Annotated in this window: 17 protein-coding genes; 8 read left to right on the top strand and 9 right to left on the bottom strand. The window is 65.7% G+C overall.

All coding sequences use genetic code 11. The annotated features are described in order from the left end of the window. Positions 1-46: 46 nt before the first annotated feature. Positions 47-391 carry a ribose-phosphate pyrophosphokinase gene (locus IM784_RS09110; RefSeq protein ID WP_199554990.1) on the top strand — a complete coding sequence of 115 codons (345 nt, stop codon included), beginning with the start codon at positions 47-49 and terminating at the stop codon, positions 389-391. Here the strand turns inward: IM784_RS09110 and IM784_RS09105 are convergent. Both IM784_RS09105 and IM784_RS09100 read right to left on the bottom strand, forming a co-directional pair. Then, a complete protein-coding gene (locus tag IM784_RS09105) occupies positions 388-1,773 on the bottom strand; it encodes a protein adenylyltransferase SelO family protein (protein WP_199554989.1) in 1,386 nt (461 codons plus the stop codon). The two genes, IM784_RS09110 and IM784_RS09105, sit on opposite strands and share 4 nt — an antisense overlap. Before the next feature lie 37 nt (positions 1,774-1,810). After that, on the bottom strand, positions 1,811-2,488 hold the full coding sequence (locus IM784_RS09100; RefSeq protein WP_199554988.1) for a TetR/AcrR family transcriptional regulator: 678 nt from the start codon (positions 2,486-2,488) through the stop codon (positions 1,811-1,813). 167 nt (positions 2,489-2,655) lie between these two features. Between IM784_RS09100 and IM784_RS09095 the strand changes: the two genes are divergently transcribed. After that, positions 2,656-3,531: an alpha/beta fold hydrolase gene (locus IM784_RS09095; RefSeq protein ID WP_328799492.1), complete on the top strand. Its 876-nt coding sequence runs from the start codon at positions 2,656-2,658 to the stop codon at positions 3,529-3,531. A gap of 61 nt (positions 3,532-3,592) precedes the next feature. Beyond that, positions 3,593-4,606 carry an NADP-dependent oxidoreductase gene (locus IM784_RS09090; RefSeq protein WP_235976756.1) on the top strand — a complete coding sequence of 338 codons (1,014 nt, stop codon included), beginning with the start codon at positions 3,593-3,595 and terminating at the stop codon, positions 4,604-4,606. Here the strand turns inward: IM784_RS09090 and IM784_RS09085 are convergent. From IM784_RS09085 to rph, 5 genes are read right to left on the bottom strand one after another with little or no spacing between them, the layout of a single operon-like run. Beyond that, positions 4,603-4,815, bottom strand: coding sequence for a DUF4287 domain-containing protein (locus IM784_RS09085; RefSeq protein WP_199554987.1), 213 nt, complete (start codon positions 4,813-4,815; stop codon positions 4,603-4,605). The two genes, IM784_RS09090 and IM784_RS09085, sit on opposite strands and share 4 nt — an antisense overlap. A 6-nt stretch (positions 4,816-4,821) precedes the next feature. Next, the gene (locus tag IM784_RS09080; protein ID WP_199554986.1) at positions 4,822-5,157 is read right to left on the bottom strand and encodes a hypothetical protein; all 336 of its coding nucleotides are present in this window, start codon (positions 5,155-5,157) and stop codon (positions 4,822-4,824) included. 22 nt (positions 5,158-5,179) lie between these two features. Continuing rightward, a complete protein-coding gene (gene hemW, locus IM784_RS09075) occupies positions 5,180-6,346 on the bottom strand; it encodes a radical SAM family heme chaperone HemW (protein WP_199554985.1) in 1,167 nt (388 codons plus the stop codon). Further along, the gene (gene rdgB / locus IM784_RS09070) at positions 6,343-6,936 is read right to left on the bottom strand and encodes an RdgB/HAM1 family non-canonical purine NTP pyrophosphatase (protein WP_328799491.1); all 594 of its coding nucleotides are present in this window, start codon (positions 6,934-6,936) and stop codon (positions 6,343-6,345) included. Before rdgB ends, hemW begins: the two co-directional genes overlap by 4 nt. Positions 6,937-6,946: 10 nt before the next feature. Beyond that, complete coding sequence (rph, locus tag IM784_RS09065; RefSeq protein WP_199554983.1) at positions 6,947-7,663, bottom strand: ribonuclease PH; 717 nt, start codon at positions 7,661-7,663, stop codon at positions 6,947-6,949. A gap of 104 nt (positions 7,664-7,767) precedes the next feature. On the opposite strand from rph, the gene hrcA reads away from it, so the two are divergent. The 3 genes from hrcA to IM784_RS09050 are packed head-to-tail and all read left to right on the top strand — an operon-like array spanning position 7,768 to position 9,670. After that, positions 7,768-8,805 carry a heat-inducible transcriptional repressor HrcA gene (gene hrcA / locus IM784_RS09060; protein WP_199554982.1) on the top strand — a complete coding sequence of 346 codons (1,038 nt, stop codon included), beginning with the start codon at positions 7,768-7,770 and terminating at the stop codon, positions 8,803-8,805. Further along, entirely contained in the window at positions 8,802-9,356 is a 555-nt protein-coding gene (grpE, locus tag IM784_RS09055; RefSeq protein ID WP_199554981.1) for a nucleotide exchange factor GrpE, read from the top strand. Before hrcA ends, grpE begins: the two co-directional genes overlap by 4 nt. Then, positions 9,353-9,670 (top strand): putative quinol monooxygenase, encoded by a 318-nt coding sequence (locus IM784_RS09050; protein WP_199554980.1) that lies wholly within the window; start codon positions 9,353-9,355, stop codon positions 9,668-9,670. Before grpE ends, IM784_RS09050 begins: the two co-directional genes overlap by 4 nt. Positions 9,671-9,694: 24 nt before the next feature. Here IM784_RS09050 and IM784_RS09045 read toward each other — a convergent pair whose 3' ends face one another. Both IM784_RS09045 and IM784_RS09040 read right to left on the bottom strand, forming a co-directional pair. Continuing rightward, positions 9,695-10,180: a vgr related protein gene (locus IM784_RS09045; protein WP_199554979.1), complete on the bottom strand. Its 486-nt coding sequence runs from the start codon at positions 10,178-10,180 to the stop codon at positions 9,695-9,697. A gap of 28 nt (positions 10,181-10,208) precedes the next feature. Further along, the gene (locus IM784_RS09040) at positions 10,209-10,739 is read right to left on the bottom strand and encodes a copper chaperone PCu(A)C (protein ID WP_199554978.1); all 531 of its coding nucleotides are present in this window, start codon (positions 10,737-10,739) and stop codon (positions 10,209-10,211) included. 229 nt (positions 10,740-10,968) lie between these two features. On the opposite strand from IM784_RS09040, the gene dnaK reads away from it, so the two are divergent. Next, the gene (dnaK, locus tag IM784_RS09035; protein ID WP_199554977.1) at positions 10,969-12,867 is read left to right on the top strand and encodes a molecular chaperone DnaK; all 1,899 of its coding nucleotides are present in this window, start codon (positions 10,969-10,971) and stop codon (positions 12,865-12,867) included. A 55-nt stretch (positions 12,868-12,922) separates the two neighbouring features. Further along, positions 12,923-14,065 carry a molecular chaperone DnaJ gene (dnaJ, locus tag IM784_RS09030; RefSeq protein WP_199554976.1) on the top strand — a complete coding sequence of 381 codons (1,143 nt, stop codon included), beginning with the start codon at positions 12,923-12,925 and terminating at the stop codon, positions 14,063-14,065. The last annotated feature ends 41 nt before the right edge of the window (positions 14,066-14,106 follow it).

Raw genomic sequence — 14,106 nt, 5'->3', positions numbered from 1 at the left:
CGCGCTACCCTTGGGTAGCGCGCCACTTGGCGCTAGCCTTACCGCCATGCCACTCTTCCCCACAGACGAACTGGAAGCCTTGCTGATCCTGAAAGCCAAGAGCGAAGAATCGATCAGCTATGGCGACGTCTTCCGCTGGTTCGGCCACCCGTTCGTCCGCTTTAAGGTGGGCCAGCTCAGCGCTGCACTGGAAGAGGTGGACAGCCTGCAGCGCGCGCAGGACCGCCCGTCGCTCGCCTCCCTTGTCGTCCGCCAGTCAGACGGCATACCGGGGCAGGGCTGGTGGCTATCCAAGGGACATGACGAATGGAGCGGGCTGTTCGTCGGCCCGGAAGCCGCGGCCTTCGTCCGCAAGCACCAGCAGCGCGCCTTCGATTATTGGGCCGACTAAAGGGCAGACTCGCGGCTCCCATGCGCCTCGCCCATCCGCCGGATTGCGGCGATCTTCGCTTCCAGCGGCGCCCAGTCGTCGCGCTCGGCAATCGCCGACCACAGCGTCTCCACTTCCTCGACCAGCATCGTGCAGGGAAAGGGATCGGCCCAATAGCCATGCGCCAGCGCGCCTTCCACGGCCTCGAAACCCGCCAGCTGCTCCTGAAACAACGCAAAGGCCGGCGGTGCATCCTTCCACGCCCGCCCACCGCGAAACCCGAACCAGGCCGCATCCGGCTGCACGCCGCTTTCGCCCAGGCCGACCTCAAAGGCGCGGATCAGCGCTTCCTCGTCGGCGGCATCGCGCCGCTTCAGGCCCAGCCGCCACAGCGCCTGCGCGCGCACAGCCTCGCCCACCAGATCCGGCCATAGCTTCAGCGACGGAATCAGGCTTTCCGCCGGCGTCACCTTGCGCAGCGCCTGCGCCAGCTGGAACAGGTTCCAGTGCAGCGCCTCCGCCTGCCGCCCAAAGGCATAGAGGCCGAACTGGTCGAAATAGGCCGCGGTGAAAGCCGAATCCCAAACCGGAAGGAACCGCCACGGCCCATAGTCGAAGCTCTCGCCCGTGATGTTCATATTGTCGGTGTTCAGCACCCCGTGCACGAATCCCGCCACATGCCATTCCGCCAGCAGCCGTGCCGCCCCCTCCACGGCATAGCCCATCAGCACGGCATAGGGATCCTCGCCCCCGTCGCGTCTGGCCAGATGCCGCAGCACATAGCCGGTCAGCTTCGCGATATTCTCCGGCTGCTCCAGCGCCGCCAGCCGCTGGAAACTGCCATAGCGCACATGGCTGTGCGACAACCGCACCAGCACCGCCGATCGTGTAGGCGAAGGCTCGTCGTTGCGCTCCAGCTCCTCGCCGGTCTCGATCAGCGAGAAGCTGCGGGAGGTCGTCACCCCCAACGCCTGCAGCATTTCCGTCGCCAGCACCTCGCGCATGCCGCCCTTCAGCGTCAGTCGCCCATCGCCAGCCCGCGACCAGGGCGTCTGCCCGGAGCCCTTGGTGCCCAGGTCCATCAGCCGCCCGGACGAATCCAGCATCTGCGAAAACAGAAACCCCCGTCCGTCGCCCAGTTCAGGGTTGTAGGTGCGGAACTGGTGCCCGTGATAGCGCAGCGCCAGCGGCTGGTTCAGGCTGCCCGGCAGCGGCTCGAAACGACCGAAATGCTGCACCCAATCTGCATCGGAAAGCGGTTCCAGCCCGATTTCGGCGGCAGCCCGCCCGTTACGGAATCGCAGAACATGCGCCGGAAAATCCGCCGCCCGCACCGCATCGTAGAAATCGCCGCCAAGCTCGAGCACGGCTTGCGAGGGACGGAAATCGGGAAGCTCTGCCATGCCCCGGAATGGCGGGGGCGCGCCTGCGAATCAAGCGTCAGCTATTGCTAGGATAGCCGATTGCCGCCGTGCAGAAGCGGATGCACTCCGCCCGGATTCGCGCCTGCATCTCCGGCGTGGTTTCCGGCGCAAAATAGCTTTGCAGCGCTTCACCGGCCAGTGCGAAGATCATGTTTGCGGCGATTTCGGTATCCATGACCTTCAGATTGTGGCGCGCGGTGATCGCATCGAGATGCGCCTTGGTCCAGGCAACCACGGTTTCCTTCGCGGCATGGAAAAAGGGCTCGGCCTCGGGCGTCTTCTTGGAAATCTTCTGGTTCAGCGGCGGACAATCGCCGTCGTGCGCCACCTCTTCCCACATGTTGTTCACTTCGCAGAAGTCGAAGCAGCGGTTCATCGAAACTTCGAACGAGAGCGTATCCAGCGGCTCGCCGGCTTCCATCGCCGCCACCATCTTCTGGCCGTGCATCCGGCCCAGCTCCACCAGCAGCGCCCGCTTGGAGCCGAAATGATAGAAGATCGAGCCTTCGGAAACGTCTGCCATAGCCGCAATGTCGGCCGTGCCGGTGCAGGAATAACCGCGCGTGCCAAACAGCACATAGGCAGCCTCCAGAACGCGGGTGCGGGTTTCGGCCGGATCATAGCGGCGAGACTTGTTGTCGGGTTCCAGCTTTGCCGTCCGCGCGGCGGTCTTGCCGCCCTTCACAACCTGCACTGCACTCGCCTTGGTAGCCACGGACCTCAGACCTCTCTTTCGCACCCAGATCCCCGCGCCAACCGGCCCGGATGAGCATCCCCGCCACCTCATATGCGCGAAAACTGAGTGGCAGTCAAAAGTTCGCGGAAATTGCGCTCTGCCCCGGCATTGCCTAGGAAGCCCTCGTGCAGCAAAACTGGGCCGACCGATACCTGTGGACAAGCGACAATGTGCGTCTGCACTATCGCGACTATGGCACGGCGAAAAAGGGCCAGCCGGCGCTGCTCTGCCTGCCCGGGCTCACCCGCAACGCCCGCGATTTCGAAGCCTTCGCCCAGCATTTCGCGCCTCGTTTCCGCGTCGTCACCCCCAGCTTCCGCGGCCGCGGAGACAGCGGCTATGCCCGCGATCCGCTCACCTATGTGCCGCTCACCTATCTGCAGGATGTCGGCCGGCTTATGGACGACGCCCGCATTTCCAGCACCGTCATCGTCGGCACCTCGCTCGGCGGTCTGATCGGTCTCCTGCTCGACGTCACCCAGCGCAGCCGCATCGCCGGCCTCGTCCTGAACGACCTGGGCCCCGACATGGAGGAGGGCGGGCTTGCTCGAGTCCGCCAGCAGGTGGGCCGCGGCGGCAACTGGCAGACCTGGCTGATCGCCGCCCGCGACATCGCCCGCCGCCAGGCCGACATCTACCCCGGCTGGCCGCTGGAAAAATGGCTCGCCTATGCCAAGCGCCTGTGCCGGGTCTCGCGCGAGGGCCGAATCGTCTGGGACTATGATCCCGAAATCGCCGCGCCCTTCAGCCTGCCGCACGGCGATGGCACCAGCGCCGGCGCGCTGGACCTCTGGCTGGCGCTCGACAGCTACAAGGACCGCCCGGTGCTGAGCATCCGCGGCGAACGCTCCGATATTCTCTCGGCCGCAACGCAGGCGAAGATGGTGGAGCGGCTGCCCGGCCTCTCCGCAGTAACGGTGCCAAGGGTCGGCCATGCGCCCACGCTGGAAGAGCCGGCCGCGATCGAGGCGCTGGAAGGGTTCCTGAAGCCCTTTGCCTGAATTGGCAGGCTGACAGCTGCCCCGCCAACCGCCACCCTGCGGCAAAATCGGTGGGAGGAAGATGATGGCAACGCGGCACGTCTGGCGGCTGGCAAAACGCCCCGTGGGAGACATTGCGGATTCGGACCTGACCTATGTCGAGGAAGCCATCCCCGAGCTGCAGGACGGGCAGTTTCTGGTGCAGGTTGGCTATCTCTCGCTCGACCCCACCAACCGCATCTGGATGTCCGACATGGAGCAGTACATGCCCCCGGTCGAACTGGGCGATCCGATGCGCGGCGGCGTCGTCGGCCGCGTGCTCGCCAGCCGCAAGCCGGGTGTCGAGGCTGGCCAGCTGATGGCGGGCCTGGGCGAATGGGCGAGCCACATCGTTTCCACCGGCGAAGGCATGGGGCCGTTTCCCGAACTTCCCGGCATCTCCATTCCGCAGGCCTTCGGTACCTTCGGCGTTGTCGGCCCGACGGCTTATTTCGGCATGAAGGACATCGGCCAGCCCAAGGCCGGCGAGACGCTGGTCGTCAGCGCGGCGGCCGGCGGGGTGGGGCAGGTGGTCGGCCAGATCGGCAAGATCCACGGCTGCAAGGTGATCGGCATCGCCGGCGGACCCGAGAAGTGCCGTTATATCGTCGAAGAACTCGGCTTCGACCACGCCATCGACTACAAGTCGGAGGATGTCGGCGCGGCGCTGGATCGCCTCGCGCCCGAAGGCATCGACATCAATTTCGAGCATGTCGGCGGCCAGATCATGTCGGACGTGATCAGTCGCATGAAGATCTTCGGTCGCATCGCGCTGTGCGGCATGATCTCCGGCTACAACGCCACCGACGCGCACGAGGAACCGGGCCGCTGGACGCTGATCCTGATGCGCCGCCTCACCATCCGCGGCTTCATCCTCACCGACTTCGCCCCCCGATTCCCGGAGGCTTTCCAGCAGCTCGCGCAATGGATGATGGAAGGGAAGCTGAAGACAAGGCAGGATATCCGCCCCGGCCTCGACAAGGCGGTGGAGCATGTGAAGCTGCTCTATTCAGGCGGAAATTTCGGCAAGCTGCTGGTGGAGGTGTCGAAGCTCTAGGCTTTGTCTTGCGCAAGCGTTTGGGCAACGACAGCGTTTGCATGCCCATGGCCCATCCCATGCTCGCCCTTCAGCATGGCAACCAGCTCCATATGCTTCGCGGGATAGCTGGCGCGAACGAGCGCCTGCCATTCGGAAATGGGCCGGCCGTATGTGTTCTCGATGGAGGGGAAGTAGGAGGCTGGCCCTTTTATCGGTTCACCCGACATGTGCGATCAGTCCTTCAGCAGTTCGCCTTCCAGCACGTCCGGCGGCGTCGGCCCGCCCAGCACGGCCTCCGGAGAGTTCGGCACAGGCGCGGCCTTGGCCGGCGCCGGCAGCAGCTTCTGTTCGGCTGCGATGCGGGCATTGCGTCGTTCCAGCCAGCGGGTGAACATCACCCCGCCGACGGCCGCCGCGATCATCCCCAGCGGCCCCAGCGTGCGCGCCACGCGCGGCAGGATCACCGGCACGGCAAGGCCGATCACTGCGCCCGCAGGCCCGGCGGCGACACCGCCAACCGTCCGCGCAATCGAGCGCCCCGCAACTGCCGAAATCAACTTGCCGATCATGCCATAGTCTCCTGTTCGTCCTTCAACTTGGCATGACCGCAGATTGTTTCAAGCCTGAGGCCAATTCCAGTATCAGTTGGTTGGTGACGGGCCGCCCCGCATCTGTCGCCCGCAGCACCGGGCCGGGCGTCAGCAAACCCAACGCTTCCAGCCGCATCCGCGCCTCTGGGCTGGCCACATCGTCCAGCGCAATTCCGGTGCGCGCCGCGAATGCATCGGGGTCGATCCCACGCGCCAGCCGTAGCCCCATCAGCAACCCTTCCTCCGCCGCGTCCGCCGGCTCGATCGGCTCCTCCGCCTCAATCCCGTCGCCGCGAGAGCGCACCGCCTCCAGCCAGCTTTCCGGCCGCCGGATTCGAGTCGTCGCCAGGCCGCCGCGCCGCCCATGCGCCCCCGGCCCTACGCCGGCATAGTCGCCATAGGTCCAGTATTGCAGGTTATGCCGGCTTTCGTGGCCCGGCCTCGCGTGGTTCGAAATCTCGTACAGCGGCAGTCCGGCAGCCGCGCAAAGTTCGCCGGTCAGCTCGAACATGGTCGCCGCATCCTCTTCATGCGGCAGCTCCAGCAACCCCTTCGCCGCCAGCGTATGAAAACGCGTCCCCGGCTCTATGGTCAGCTGATAGGCCGACAGATGCGTGGTGCCGAACGACAACGCCCGCGCCAGCTCCGCCTCCCACGCCGCCACCGTCTGCCCCGGTCGCGTATGAATCAGGTCGAAACTCACCCGCGAAAAGTTCGCCTGCGCCACGTCCAGCGCCGCCAACCCCTGCGCCAGATCATGCGGCCGCCCCAGCAGCTTCAGCGCCGCATCGTCCAGCGCCTGCAACCCCAGCGACACCCGGTTCACGCCGGCCGCTGCAAAATCCGCAAACCGCGCAGCTTCAACCGAGGAAGGATTGGCTTCCAAGGTGATTTCAATCTCGCCTGCATGCGGCCACAACCGATGCGCCTCGGCAATCACCGCCGCCGTAGTCGCCGGCTCCATCAGGCTGGGCGTGCCACCGCCAAAGAAGATGGAAACCAGCCGCTGCCCCTCGGTCAGGCGCGCTTCATGCCGCAAATCTGCCAGCAGCGCCTCGCGCCAGGCGGCTTGATCCACCCCCTCGCGGACATGGCTGTTGAAGTCGCAATAGGGGCATTTCGTTACGCAGAACGGCCAGTGGACGTAGAGCGCGATATCTCCGCTCACGGTGTCAGCGCCGCCTTCAGCTTGGCAAAGGCCCGCGCCCGGTGGCTGATCGCCTGCTTCTCCGCCGGGTCCATCTCGGCAAAGGTCTGTGTGTAGCCCTCCGGCACGAACACCGGATCATAGCCGAAACCCAAAGCCCCGCGCGGCGGCCAGGTCAGCGAACCGGGCATCACGCCTTCGTACAGCTCTTCTCTTCCATCTGGCCAAACCAGCGCCAAGGTGCAGACAAACGACGCCGCCCGCGACACATTCGGCCCCAGCGCCTTCAGCCGGTCCTCGACCTTCGTCATCGCCAGCAACCAGTCGCGCCCGTTCGGAGTCTCCGCCCAATCGGCTGTGTAAACGCCGGGCTCTCCACCCAGCGCCTCCACGCAAAGCCCGCTATCGTCGGAAAGCGCCGGCAGCCCCGACCCTTCCGCCGCAAACCGCGCCTTGATCAGTGCATTGCCGGCGAAGGAATCCTCCGTCTCCGCCGGCTCCGCCAGCCCGAAATCAGACGCCGGCACCGCCTCGATCCCCAAAGGTTCCAGCAGCGCGGAAATCTCCCGCAGCTTGCCCTTGTTGTGGCTGGCGATCACCAGCTTCTTCACCGCCCACTCCTCACCGCCCGGTCGCCACCCGCTGCGCTGCGAAGATCTCGTCGCAGCCCATCCGTGCCAGCCGCAGCAAGCGCAGCAACGTCTCTTCTTCGAACACATCGCCCTCGGCGGTTGCCTGCACTTCCACCAGCGCGCCCTTCGAAGTGAGCACGAAATTGCCGTCGGTGTGGGCAACGCTGTCCTCCGGGTAATCCAGATCCAGCACCGGAGTCCCTTCATAGACGCCGCAGGAAACCGCGGCGACCTGCACCGCCAGCGGGTCCACCGCGAAGGGCGTCCCAGCGTGGATCTTGTCCAGCGCCAGCCGCAGCGCCACCCAGGCGCCGGAAATCGCCGCCGTCCGCGTGCCGCCATCGGCCTGCAGCACGTCGCAATCCAGCGTGATCTGCCGCTCGCCCAGCGCCTTCAGGTCAGTCACCGCGCGCAGCGAGCGCCCGATCAGCCGCTGGATTTCCTGCGTCCGTCCGCTCTGCTTGCCCTTCGCGGCTTCCCGGCTGCCGCGGGTGTGGGTGGCGCGGGGCAGCATGCCATATTCCGCCGTCACCCAGCCTTCGCCCTTGCCACGCATCCACGGCGGCAGCTTTTCCTCGACGCTGGCGGTCACCAGCACATGCGTCTGCCCGAACTTCACCAGGCACGATCCTTCCGCATGGGCGCTGAAGCCGGGGATCATCTCGATTTCGCGCATCTTGTCCGGCGAACGGCCCGAGGGGCGCATCGGCAATTCCTTAATCTCTGTTGGAAACGGCCCCCGCTTACGTCGCACTGCCGCAGTTGCCAAGCACAGTTGAGTGCGAAGGCGGCACATCCTAGATTGGCAACATGCACGAAGGTATCAGCGTCCTGCAGCTCAACGAACGCGCGCGCACCATCTTCCGCGACATCGTCGACAGCTATCTGACGACCGGCGTTCCCGTCGGCTCGCGTACGCTCAGCCGCACCGGCGGGTTGCAGCTTTCTGCCGCCTCCATCCGCAACGTCATGCAGGATCTCGAAGAACTCGGCCTGCTCGAAGCCCCCCACACCTCGGCCGGACGCGTCCCCACCGAACAGGGGCTTCGCCTGTTCGTCGACGGCATGATGCAGGCCGCCGAACCCTCCGCCGCCGACATTGCCGCGATCGAGGCAGAGGCCGCGCGTTCCGGCGGCAGCCTGGAGGACGTGCTTGGCCGCACCACCTCCGTCCTTTCCGGTCTCGCCCAGTGCGCAGCCGTGGTCGCCAGCCCGAAGACGGAGACAGTCCTGCGCCAGCTCAATCTGGTGCCGCTCGGCACCGGGCGGGCGCTCGCCGTACTGGTCGGCGCCGACGGCAGCATCGAGAACCGGGTGATGGCGGTGCCCGAAGGGCTGCCGTCGCAGGCGCTGGAGCAGGCGCAGAATTATGTGAACGGCCGATTGTCCGGGCTGACGCTGGCCGACGCTGTTGCTCGGCTCCGGCACGAAATCGCCGGCGATCGCGCCGAACTCGATCGCCTCACCGCCAATCTCGTCGAACAGGGCCTCGCCAGCTGGTCCAGCGACTCCAGCGGCCCGGTGCTCATCGTGCGCGGACAGGCGCATGTGCTGAACGATGTCGATCTCGATCGCGCCCGCGCCCTGCTGGAGGAACTGGAGCAAAAGGGCGAACTCGCCCGCCTGCTGGATGAAGCCCGGACCGCCGACGCGCTGCGCATCTTCATCGGCGCAGAGACCCGATTGTTCGCGCTTTCCGGCTCCAGCGTCATCGCTGCCCCCTATCGCGGCGCCGACGGAAAGGTTATCGGCGTGGTCGGTGTTATAGGGCCCACGCGGTTGAACTATGCCCGTGTCGTCCCCATGGTGGATTTCACTGCAAACAGATTGTCGAGGTTGATGGCATGACTGCCGAAACGCCGGAAAACGGCGCCGAACTTTCACTGGAAGAGCAACTGGCCGCCGCGCGCGAGGAAATCGTCGCGCTCAGCATCGAACGCGACGCCGAGCGAGACCGTGCCCTGCGCATGGCGGCTGAGGCCGAGAACACCCGCCGCCGGCTGGAGCGCGACAAGTCCGACGCCGTGCAATATGCCGCCGCCAGCTTCGCGCGCGACATGCTGTCGGTCGCCGACAACCTCGCCCGCGCGCTGGAATCGCTGCCTGCCGAAGCAGCCGACGCGCTGCGCACCGGCATAGAGGCAACCAACCGAGAGCTCCACGCCATCTTCGAACGCCACGGCGTGAAGCGGGTGCCGGCCACCGGCCTCGCACTCGATCCCAACGTCCACCAGGCGATGGTCGAAGTGGAAGCCGACGCCGAACCGGGCACCATCGTCTCGGAACTGCAGGCGGGCTTCACCCTGAAGGACCGGCTGCTGCGCCCGGCGCTGGTCACCGTCGCCAAGGCACGCGCGCCGGAGAACGCCCCTGAGAATGCCCCGGAGAATGCGCAATGATCATCGTCATCGGCCGCGCCGAGCTGGACCCCGCCCGCCTGGCGGATGTCCGCCCGGCGCTGACCGAGATGATGCGCCACACCTTTGAGGAATCCGGCTGCCTGTCCTACTCGCTTGCCATCGAACATGATGGCGCAGACGGCCGCCCGGCGGTGCTCAGCCTCGCCGAGCGCTGGGTGGACGAGGCAGCGATCCGCGAACACGCCGCCTCGCCGCACATGGCCGCCTTCAACAAGGCGGTCGCCGGCGCCTTCTACAGCTTCGATGCCCGCATGTTCGATGCCTCCAACGAACGGCCGCTGAAGCTGAAGTAGCGCTGCGTTCTCGCTCGCCGATCCTCAGGCGGCGAAGGGCAGCAGCGCCCTGTAGGTCTCCAGCGAAGGTCGCCCCGGCAGCTTCAACCCCTCGGCCAGCAGATAGGCGTCCTTCACAATCTCGGCCTGCTGCTCCAGCCCATAGCTGGTGAAGGCCTTACCCGGCAGCAGCGGCAGATAGGCGTAGCGGGCAAAAGGCAGGCGCTTCAGCAACAGGTTCACGCCGCACTGGTGCTGCCACACATGCACCATCTCGTGCACGAAATGCCCACGCAGCCAGGGTCGCTCCCGGCTGAAATCCGGGCTCCAGGCATCGCCATTCGGGTGGAACCACAAATGCCCGTCGGGCGCCATCGTCACCCACGCCGGCTGCCACATCCACCATTTCAGCCGGTGGATCCGCACCGGCGCGCAGTCGATTGCCGTGCCGAACACACGGCCGATAATCGCCGCCTCGCCCTCGGTCAGCGGCCGACTTTCGCTGCGCCCGGAATCGGGGCCTTTCGTCATCTGCGGGTCCGCAGCCAACGGGAACGCCTCAGTGGTTATGCGCTGGCTCCGTTGCCGCGGCATTCGCGGCCTTGGCCTCCGCATTCACCGTCACCTTCGCGCCGGACTGGAAGCTGAAGGTCAACGGCAGTTTGGTGCCGGCCTTCACATCCGGCGACAGACCGAAGATCATCAGGTGATTGCCGCCCGACTGAAAGGTGAGCGCGCCATTTGCCGGCACCGCAAAGCTTTTCTCGGCGCGCATCTTCATCACGCCGTTCTCGTTCACCATGCTGTGCAACTCGATCCGTTCGGCCTTGGGCGAGGTCACGCCCACCAGCGCATCGGCCTTCGCTGTTCCGTGCACCATGAAATAGCCGGCGGCGGGCCGGCCCGCGACCGCCGGCAGGCGTACCGAGACGCCCATCACATGCGGCTGCTCGACGGCTGCCCGCGCGGCGCCACTCACCAGCGCCGTCAGCAGCAGCAGAATCGCCATGGCACAGGCCCACAGCCCATAGTTGCGTGCGGTCATGTTCGCTTCGTCCTCTACCCAAACAAGATTCTTCGAGGGGTTCATTTGCTGCCCCCATTGCCTTCGACATATGCCTGCCGCCCTGCCTGCGCAACATACGGATTGCCGCAGCGGCATGGCGCCACGCCGCCACTTCCCGGCGCCACGATCGAGAATCCCGACAACGGCCATTGATGCGGCAATTCGGCCCACTATATCCGCTTACGAACCGGGTGGCCCTCAGGGGTGCGCCCACAGCACCATGACACAGACTTGAGAGAACAGAGGAAAACATATGGCGAAGGTGATCGGTATCGACCTTGGCACCACCAACAGCTGCGTGGCTGTGATGGAAGGCTCCACCCCGAAGGTTATCGAAAATGCGGAAGGCGCGCGCACGACGCCCTCGCAGGTCGCCTTTGCGAAGGATGGGGAGCGGCTGGTGGGCCAGCCCGCCAAGCGCCAGGCCGTTACCAACCCGGAAAACACCGTGTTTGCCGTGAAGCGCCTGATCGGCCGTCGCTTCGACGATCCGATGACGCAGAAGGACATCGGGCTGGTCCCCTACAAGATCGTCAAGGGTCCGACCGGCGACGCCTGGGTAAACGCCGGCGGCAAGGACTACAGCCCTTCGCAGATTTCTGCCTTCATCCTGCAGAAGATGAAGGAAACCGCGGAAGCCTATCTGGGCGAGACGGTCACGCAGGCAGTCATCACCGTGCCTGCCTATTTCAACGACGCCCAGCGTCAGGCGACGAAAGACGCCGGCCAGATCGCCGGCCTCGACGTGCTGCGCATCATCAACGAGCCGACCGCGGCCGCGCTCGCCTATGGCCTCGACAAGAATGTCGGCGCCAAGACCATCGCCGTCTATGACCTGGGCGGCGGCACCTTCGACGTCTCCGTGCTGGAGCTGGGCGACGGTGTGTTCGAAGTGAAGTCGACCTCGGGCGACACCTTCCTTGGCGGCGAAGACTTCGACGCCAAGCTGGTCGAGTTCCTGGCCGAAGGCTTCAAGAAGGATGAGGGCATCGACCTCACCAAGGACAAGCTCGCCCTGCAGCGGCTGAAGGAAGGCGCGGAAAAGGCCAAGATCGAGCTCAGCTCGTCGGCCACCACCGAAGTGAACCTGCCCTTCATCACCGCCGACGCTACCGGCCCGAAGCACCTTGTGCGTTCGATCAGCCGCGCCGATCTCGAAAAGCTGGTGATCGATCTCATCGAGCGCACCCGCAAGCCGTGCGTCGATGCAATGAACGAAGCCGGCGTGAAGGCCAGCGAGATCGACGAAGTCATCCTGGTGGGCGGCATGACCCGCATGCCGCGCGTCCGCCAGTTCGTGAAGGACCTGTTCGGCAAGGAGCCCAACACCTCGGTCAACCCGGATGAAGTGGTCGCCATGGGCGCCGCCATCCAGGCCGGTGTGCTGCAGGGCGACGTGAAGGACGTGCTGCTGCTGGACGTCACCCCGCTGAGCCTTGGTATCGAGACGCTGGGCGGTGTCTTCACCCGCATGATCGATCGCAACACGACCATCCCCACCAAGAAGTCGCAGACCTTCTCCACCGCCGACGACAACCAGTCGGCCGTGACGATCCGCGTCTTCCAGGGTGAGCGGGAAATGGCCGCCGACAACAAGCTGCTGGGCAATTTCGACCTCGTCGGAATCCCCGCCGCACCGCGCGGCGTGCCGCAGATCGAAGTGACCTTCGACATCGACGCCAACGGCCTCGTCGCCGTGACGGCGAAGGACAAGGGCACCGGCAAGGAACAGCAGATCAAGATCCAGCCCTCGGGCGGCCTGAACAAGGACGACATCGAGAAGATGGTGAAGGAGGCCGAGCAGTTCTCTGCCGACGACAAGAAGCGCCGTGAAGCCGCCGAAGCGCGTAACCAGGCCGATGGTCTGGTGCACGCAACGGAACGCCAGCTCGCCGAACATGGCGACAAGGTCGACGCCGAAACCAAGGCCGGCATCGAAACCGCCATCGCCGACGTGAAGGCGGTGCTGGATTCGGGCGATGTCGAGCAGATCAACGCGAAGTCGCAGGCGCTGGCACAGGTGGCGATGAAGCTGGGCGAAGCGGTCTATGCCGCCGAGCAGTCAGCCGCCGCCGAACCCGCTGCGGAAGCGAAGCCGGCCGACGATGTCGTCGATGCCGACTTCACCGAAGTGGACGACAGCAAGAAGTAAACAGGTATGGCCGGGGGCTTGACCCCCGGCCAGCTTGTGAGAGGGCCTGTCGTTCATGCACGCGGAAATCGACTATTACGAACTGCTGGAAGTGGAAAAGGGCTGCAGCGATGCCGTCCTGAAATCCGCCTATCGCAAGCTCGCCATGCGTTGGCACCCCGACAAGAACCCGGGCGACGCCACGGCAGAGGCACGCTTCAAATCCATCAGCGAAGCCTATGGCGTGCTTTCCGATCCGCAGAAGCGGGCGGCCTATGATCGCCTCGGCCATGCCGCCTTCCGGCAGGGCGGGGGAGGGGGCGGCAGCCCGTTCGGCGACGCTTCGCCTTTCTCCGACATCTTCTCCGACATCTTCGACCAGTTCATGGGCGGGCAGGGGGGACGCGGCGGTCGTCGCAGCGGCCCGCAGCGCGGCGCAGATGTTCGCTATGACCTGCAGGTCAGCTTCGAGGACGCCTTCCACGGCGCCGAAGCCGACATCTCTCTCGACGTCGCCGTCACGTGCGACCATTGCGTCGGCACCGGCGGCAAGCCCGGCTCGCGCAACACCGTTTGCGGCACCTGCAATGGCCGCGGCCAGGTGCGCATGCAGAACGGCATGTTCATCGTCGAGCGCACCTGCCCGCAGTGCCACGGTTCCGGGCAGGTTATTTCCGACCCCTGCGAGCATTGCCATGGCGAAGGCCGGGTGGAACGCCGCAAGAGCCTGAAGGTGAAGGTGCCCAAGGGGGTCGACGACGGCACCCGCATCCGCCTCGCCGACGAAGGCGAGGCCGGGCCGCGCGGCGGCCAGAACGGCGACCTCTACATCTTCATCCACATGAAGCCGCACCCGATCTGGAAACGCGACGGCACCACGCTGTTCGCACAGGTGCCGATGAGCTTCGTCGACGCCGCACTTGGTGGCGAGATCGAAATCCCCGGCCTCGACAAGCAGCCGATCGAAGTGAAGATCCCCGCCGGCACCCAGTCCGGCCGGCAGTTCCGCGTCCGCGGCCGCGGCATGCCGGCGCTGAACGGCCACGGCACGGGCGATCTGGTGATCCAGGTCGAACTGGAAACGCCCACGAAGCTGACCGGCCGCCAGAAGGAGCTGCTGGAAGAGTTTCGCGGGAATGAAAGCGCCCATGAGGCCTGCCCTAAGTCGAAGGGGTTCTTCGATCGGCTTAAGGGTGCCTGGGACGAATTGACCGAGTAGGCGCGGCCGGCGGCGAAGCCGCCGAGTCCGCTTTGGGTTTC

It is taken from the genome of Sandaracinobacteroides hominis (assembly GCF_016464365.1).
In the GTDB taxonomy this organism is placed as follows: domain Bacteria; phylum Pseudomonadota; class Alphaproteobacteria; order Sphingomonadales; family Sphingomonadaceae; genus Sandaracinobacteroides; species Sandaracinobacteroides hominis.
Note: the sequence above shows the minus strand (reverse complement) of the source record. Positions and strands in the feature narration are given on the sequence as shown.

What these genes read in the sequence shown, in the direction of transcription:
- IM784_RS09110 (WP_199554990.1), top strand. Translation starts at nt 47, where the DNA reads ATGCCACTCTTCCCCACAGACGAACTGGAAGCCTTGCTGATCCTGAAA.
- IM784_RS09105 (WP_199554989.1), bottom strand. Translation starts at nt 1,773, where the DNA reads ATGGCAGAGCTTCCCGATTTCCGTCCCTCGCAAGCCGTGCTCGAGCTT.
- IM784_RS09090 (WP_235976756.1), top strand. Translation starts at nt 3,593, where the DNA reads ATGATGGCAACGCGGCACGTCTGGCGGCTGGCAAAACGCCCCGTGGGA.
- IM784_RS09085 (WP_199554987.1), bottom strand. Translation starts at nt 4,815, where the DNA reads ATGTCGGGTGAACCGATAAAAGGGCCAGCCTCCTACTTCCCCTCCATC.
- IM784_RS09080 (WP_199554986.1), bottom strand. Translation starts at nt 5,157, where the DNA reads ATGATCGGCAAGTTGATTTCGGCAGTTGCGGGGCGCTCGATTGCGCGG.
- rph (WP_199554983.1), bottom strand. Translation starts at nt 7,663, where the DNA reads ATGCGCCCCTCGGGCCGTTCGCCGGACAAGATGCGCGAAATCGAGATG.
- hrcA (WP_199554982.1), top strand. Translation starts at nt 7,768, where the DNA reads ATGCACGAAGGTATCAGCGTCCTGCAGCTCAACGAACGCGCGCGCACC.
- grpE (WP_199554981.1), top strand. Translation starts at nt 8,802, where the DNA reads ATGACTGCCGAAACGCCGGAAAACGGCGCCGAACTTTCACTGGAAGAG.
- IM784_RS09050 (WP_199554980.1), top strand. Translation starts at nt 9,353, where the DNA reads ATGATCATCGTCATCGGCCGCGCCGAGCTGGACCCCGCCCGCCTGGCG.
- IM784_RS09045 (WP_199554979.1), bottom strand. Translation starts at nt 10,180, where the DNA reads ATGACGAAAGGCCCCGATTCCGGGCGCAGCGAAAGTCGGCCGCTGACC.
- IM784_RS09040 (WP_199554978.1), bottom strand. Translation starts at nt 10,739, where the DNA reads ATGAACCCCTCGAAGAATCTTGTTTGGGTAGAGGACGAAGCGAACATG.
- dnaK (WP_199554977.1), top strand. Translation starts at nt 10,969, where the DNA reads ATGGCGAAGGTGATCGGTATCGACCTTGGCACCACCAACAGCTGCGTG.
- dnaJ (WP_199554976.1), top strand. Translation starts at nt 12,923, where the DNA reads ATGCACGCGGAAATCGACTATTACGAACTGCTGGAAGTGGAAAAGGGC.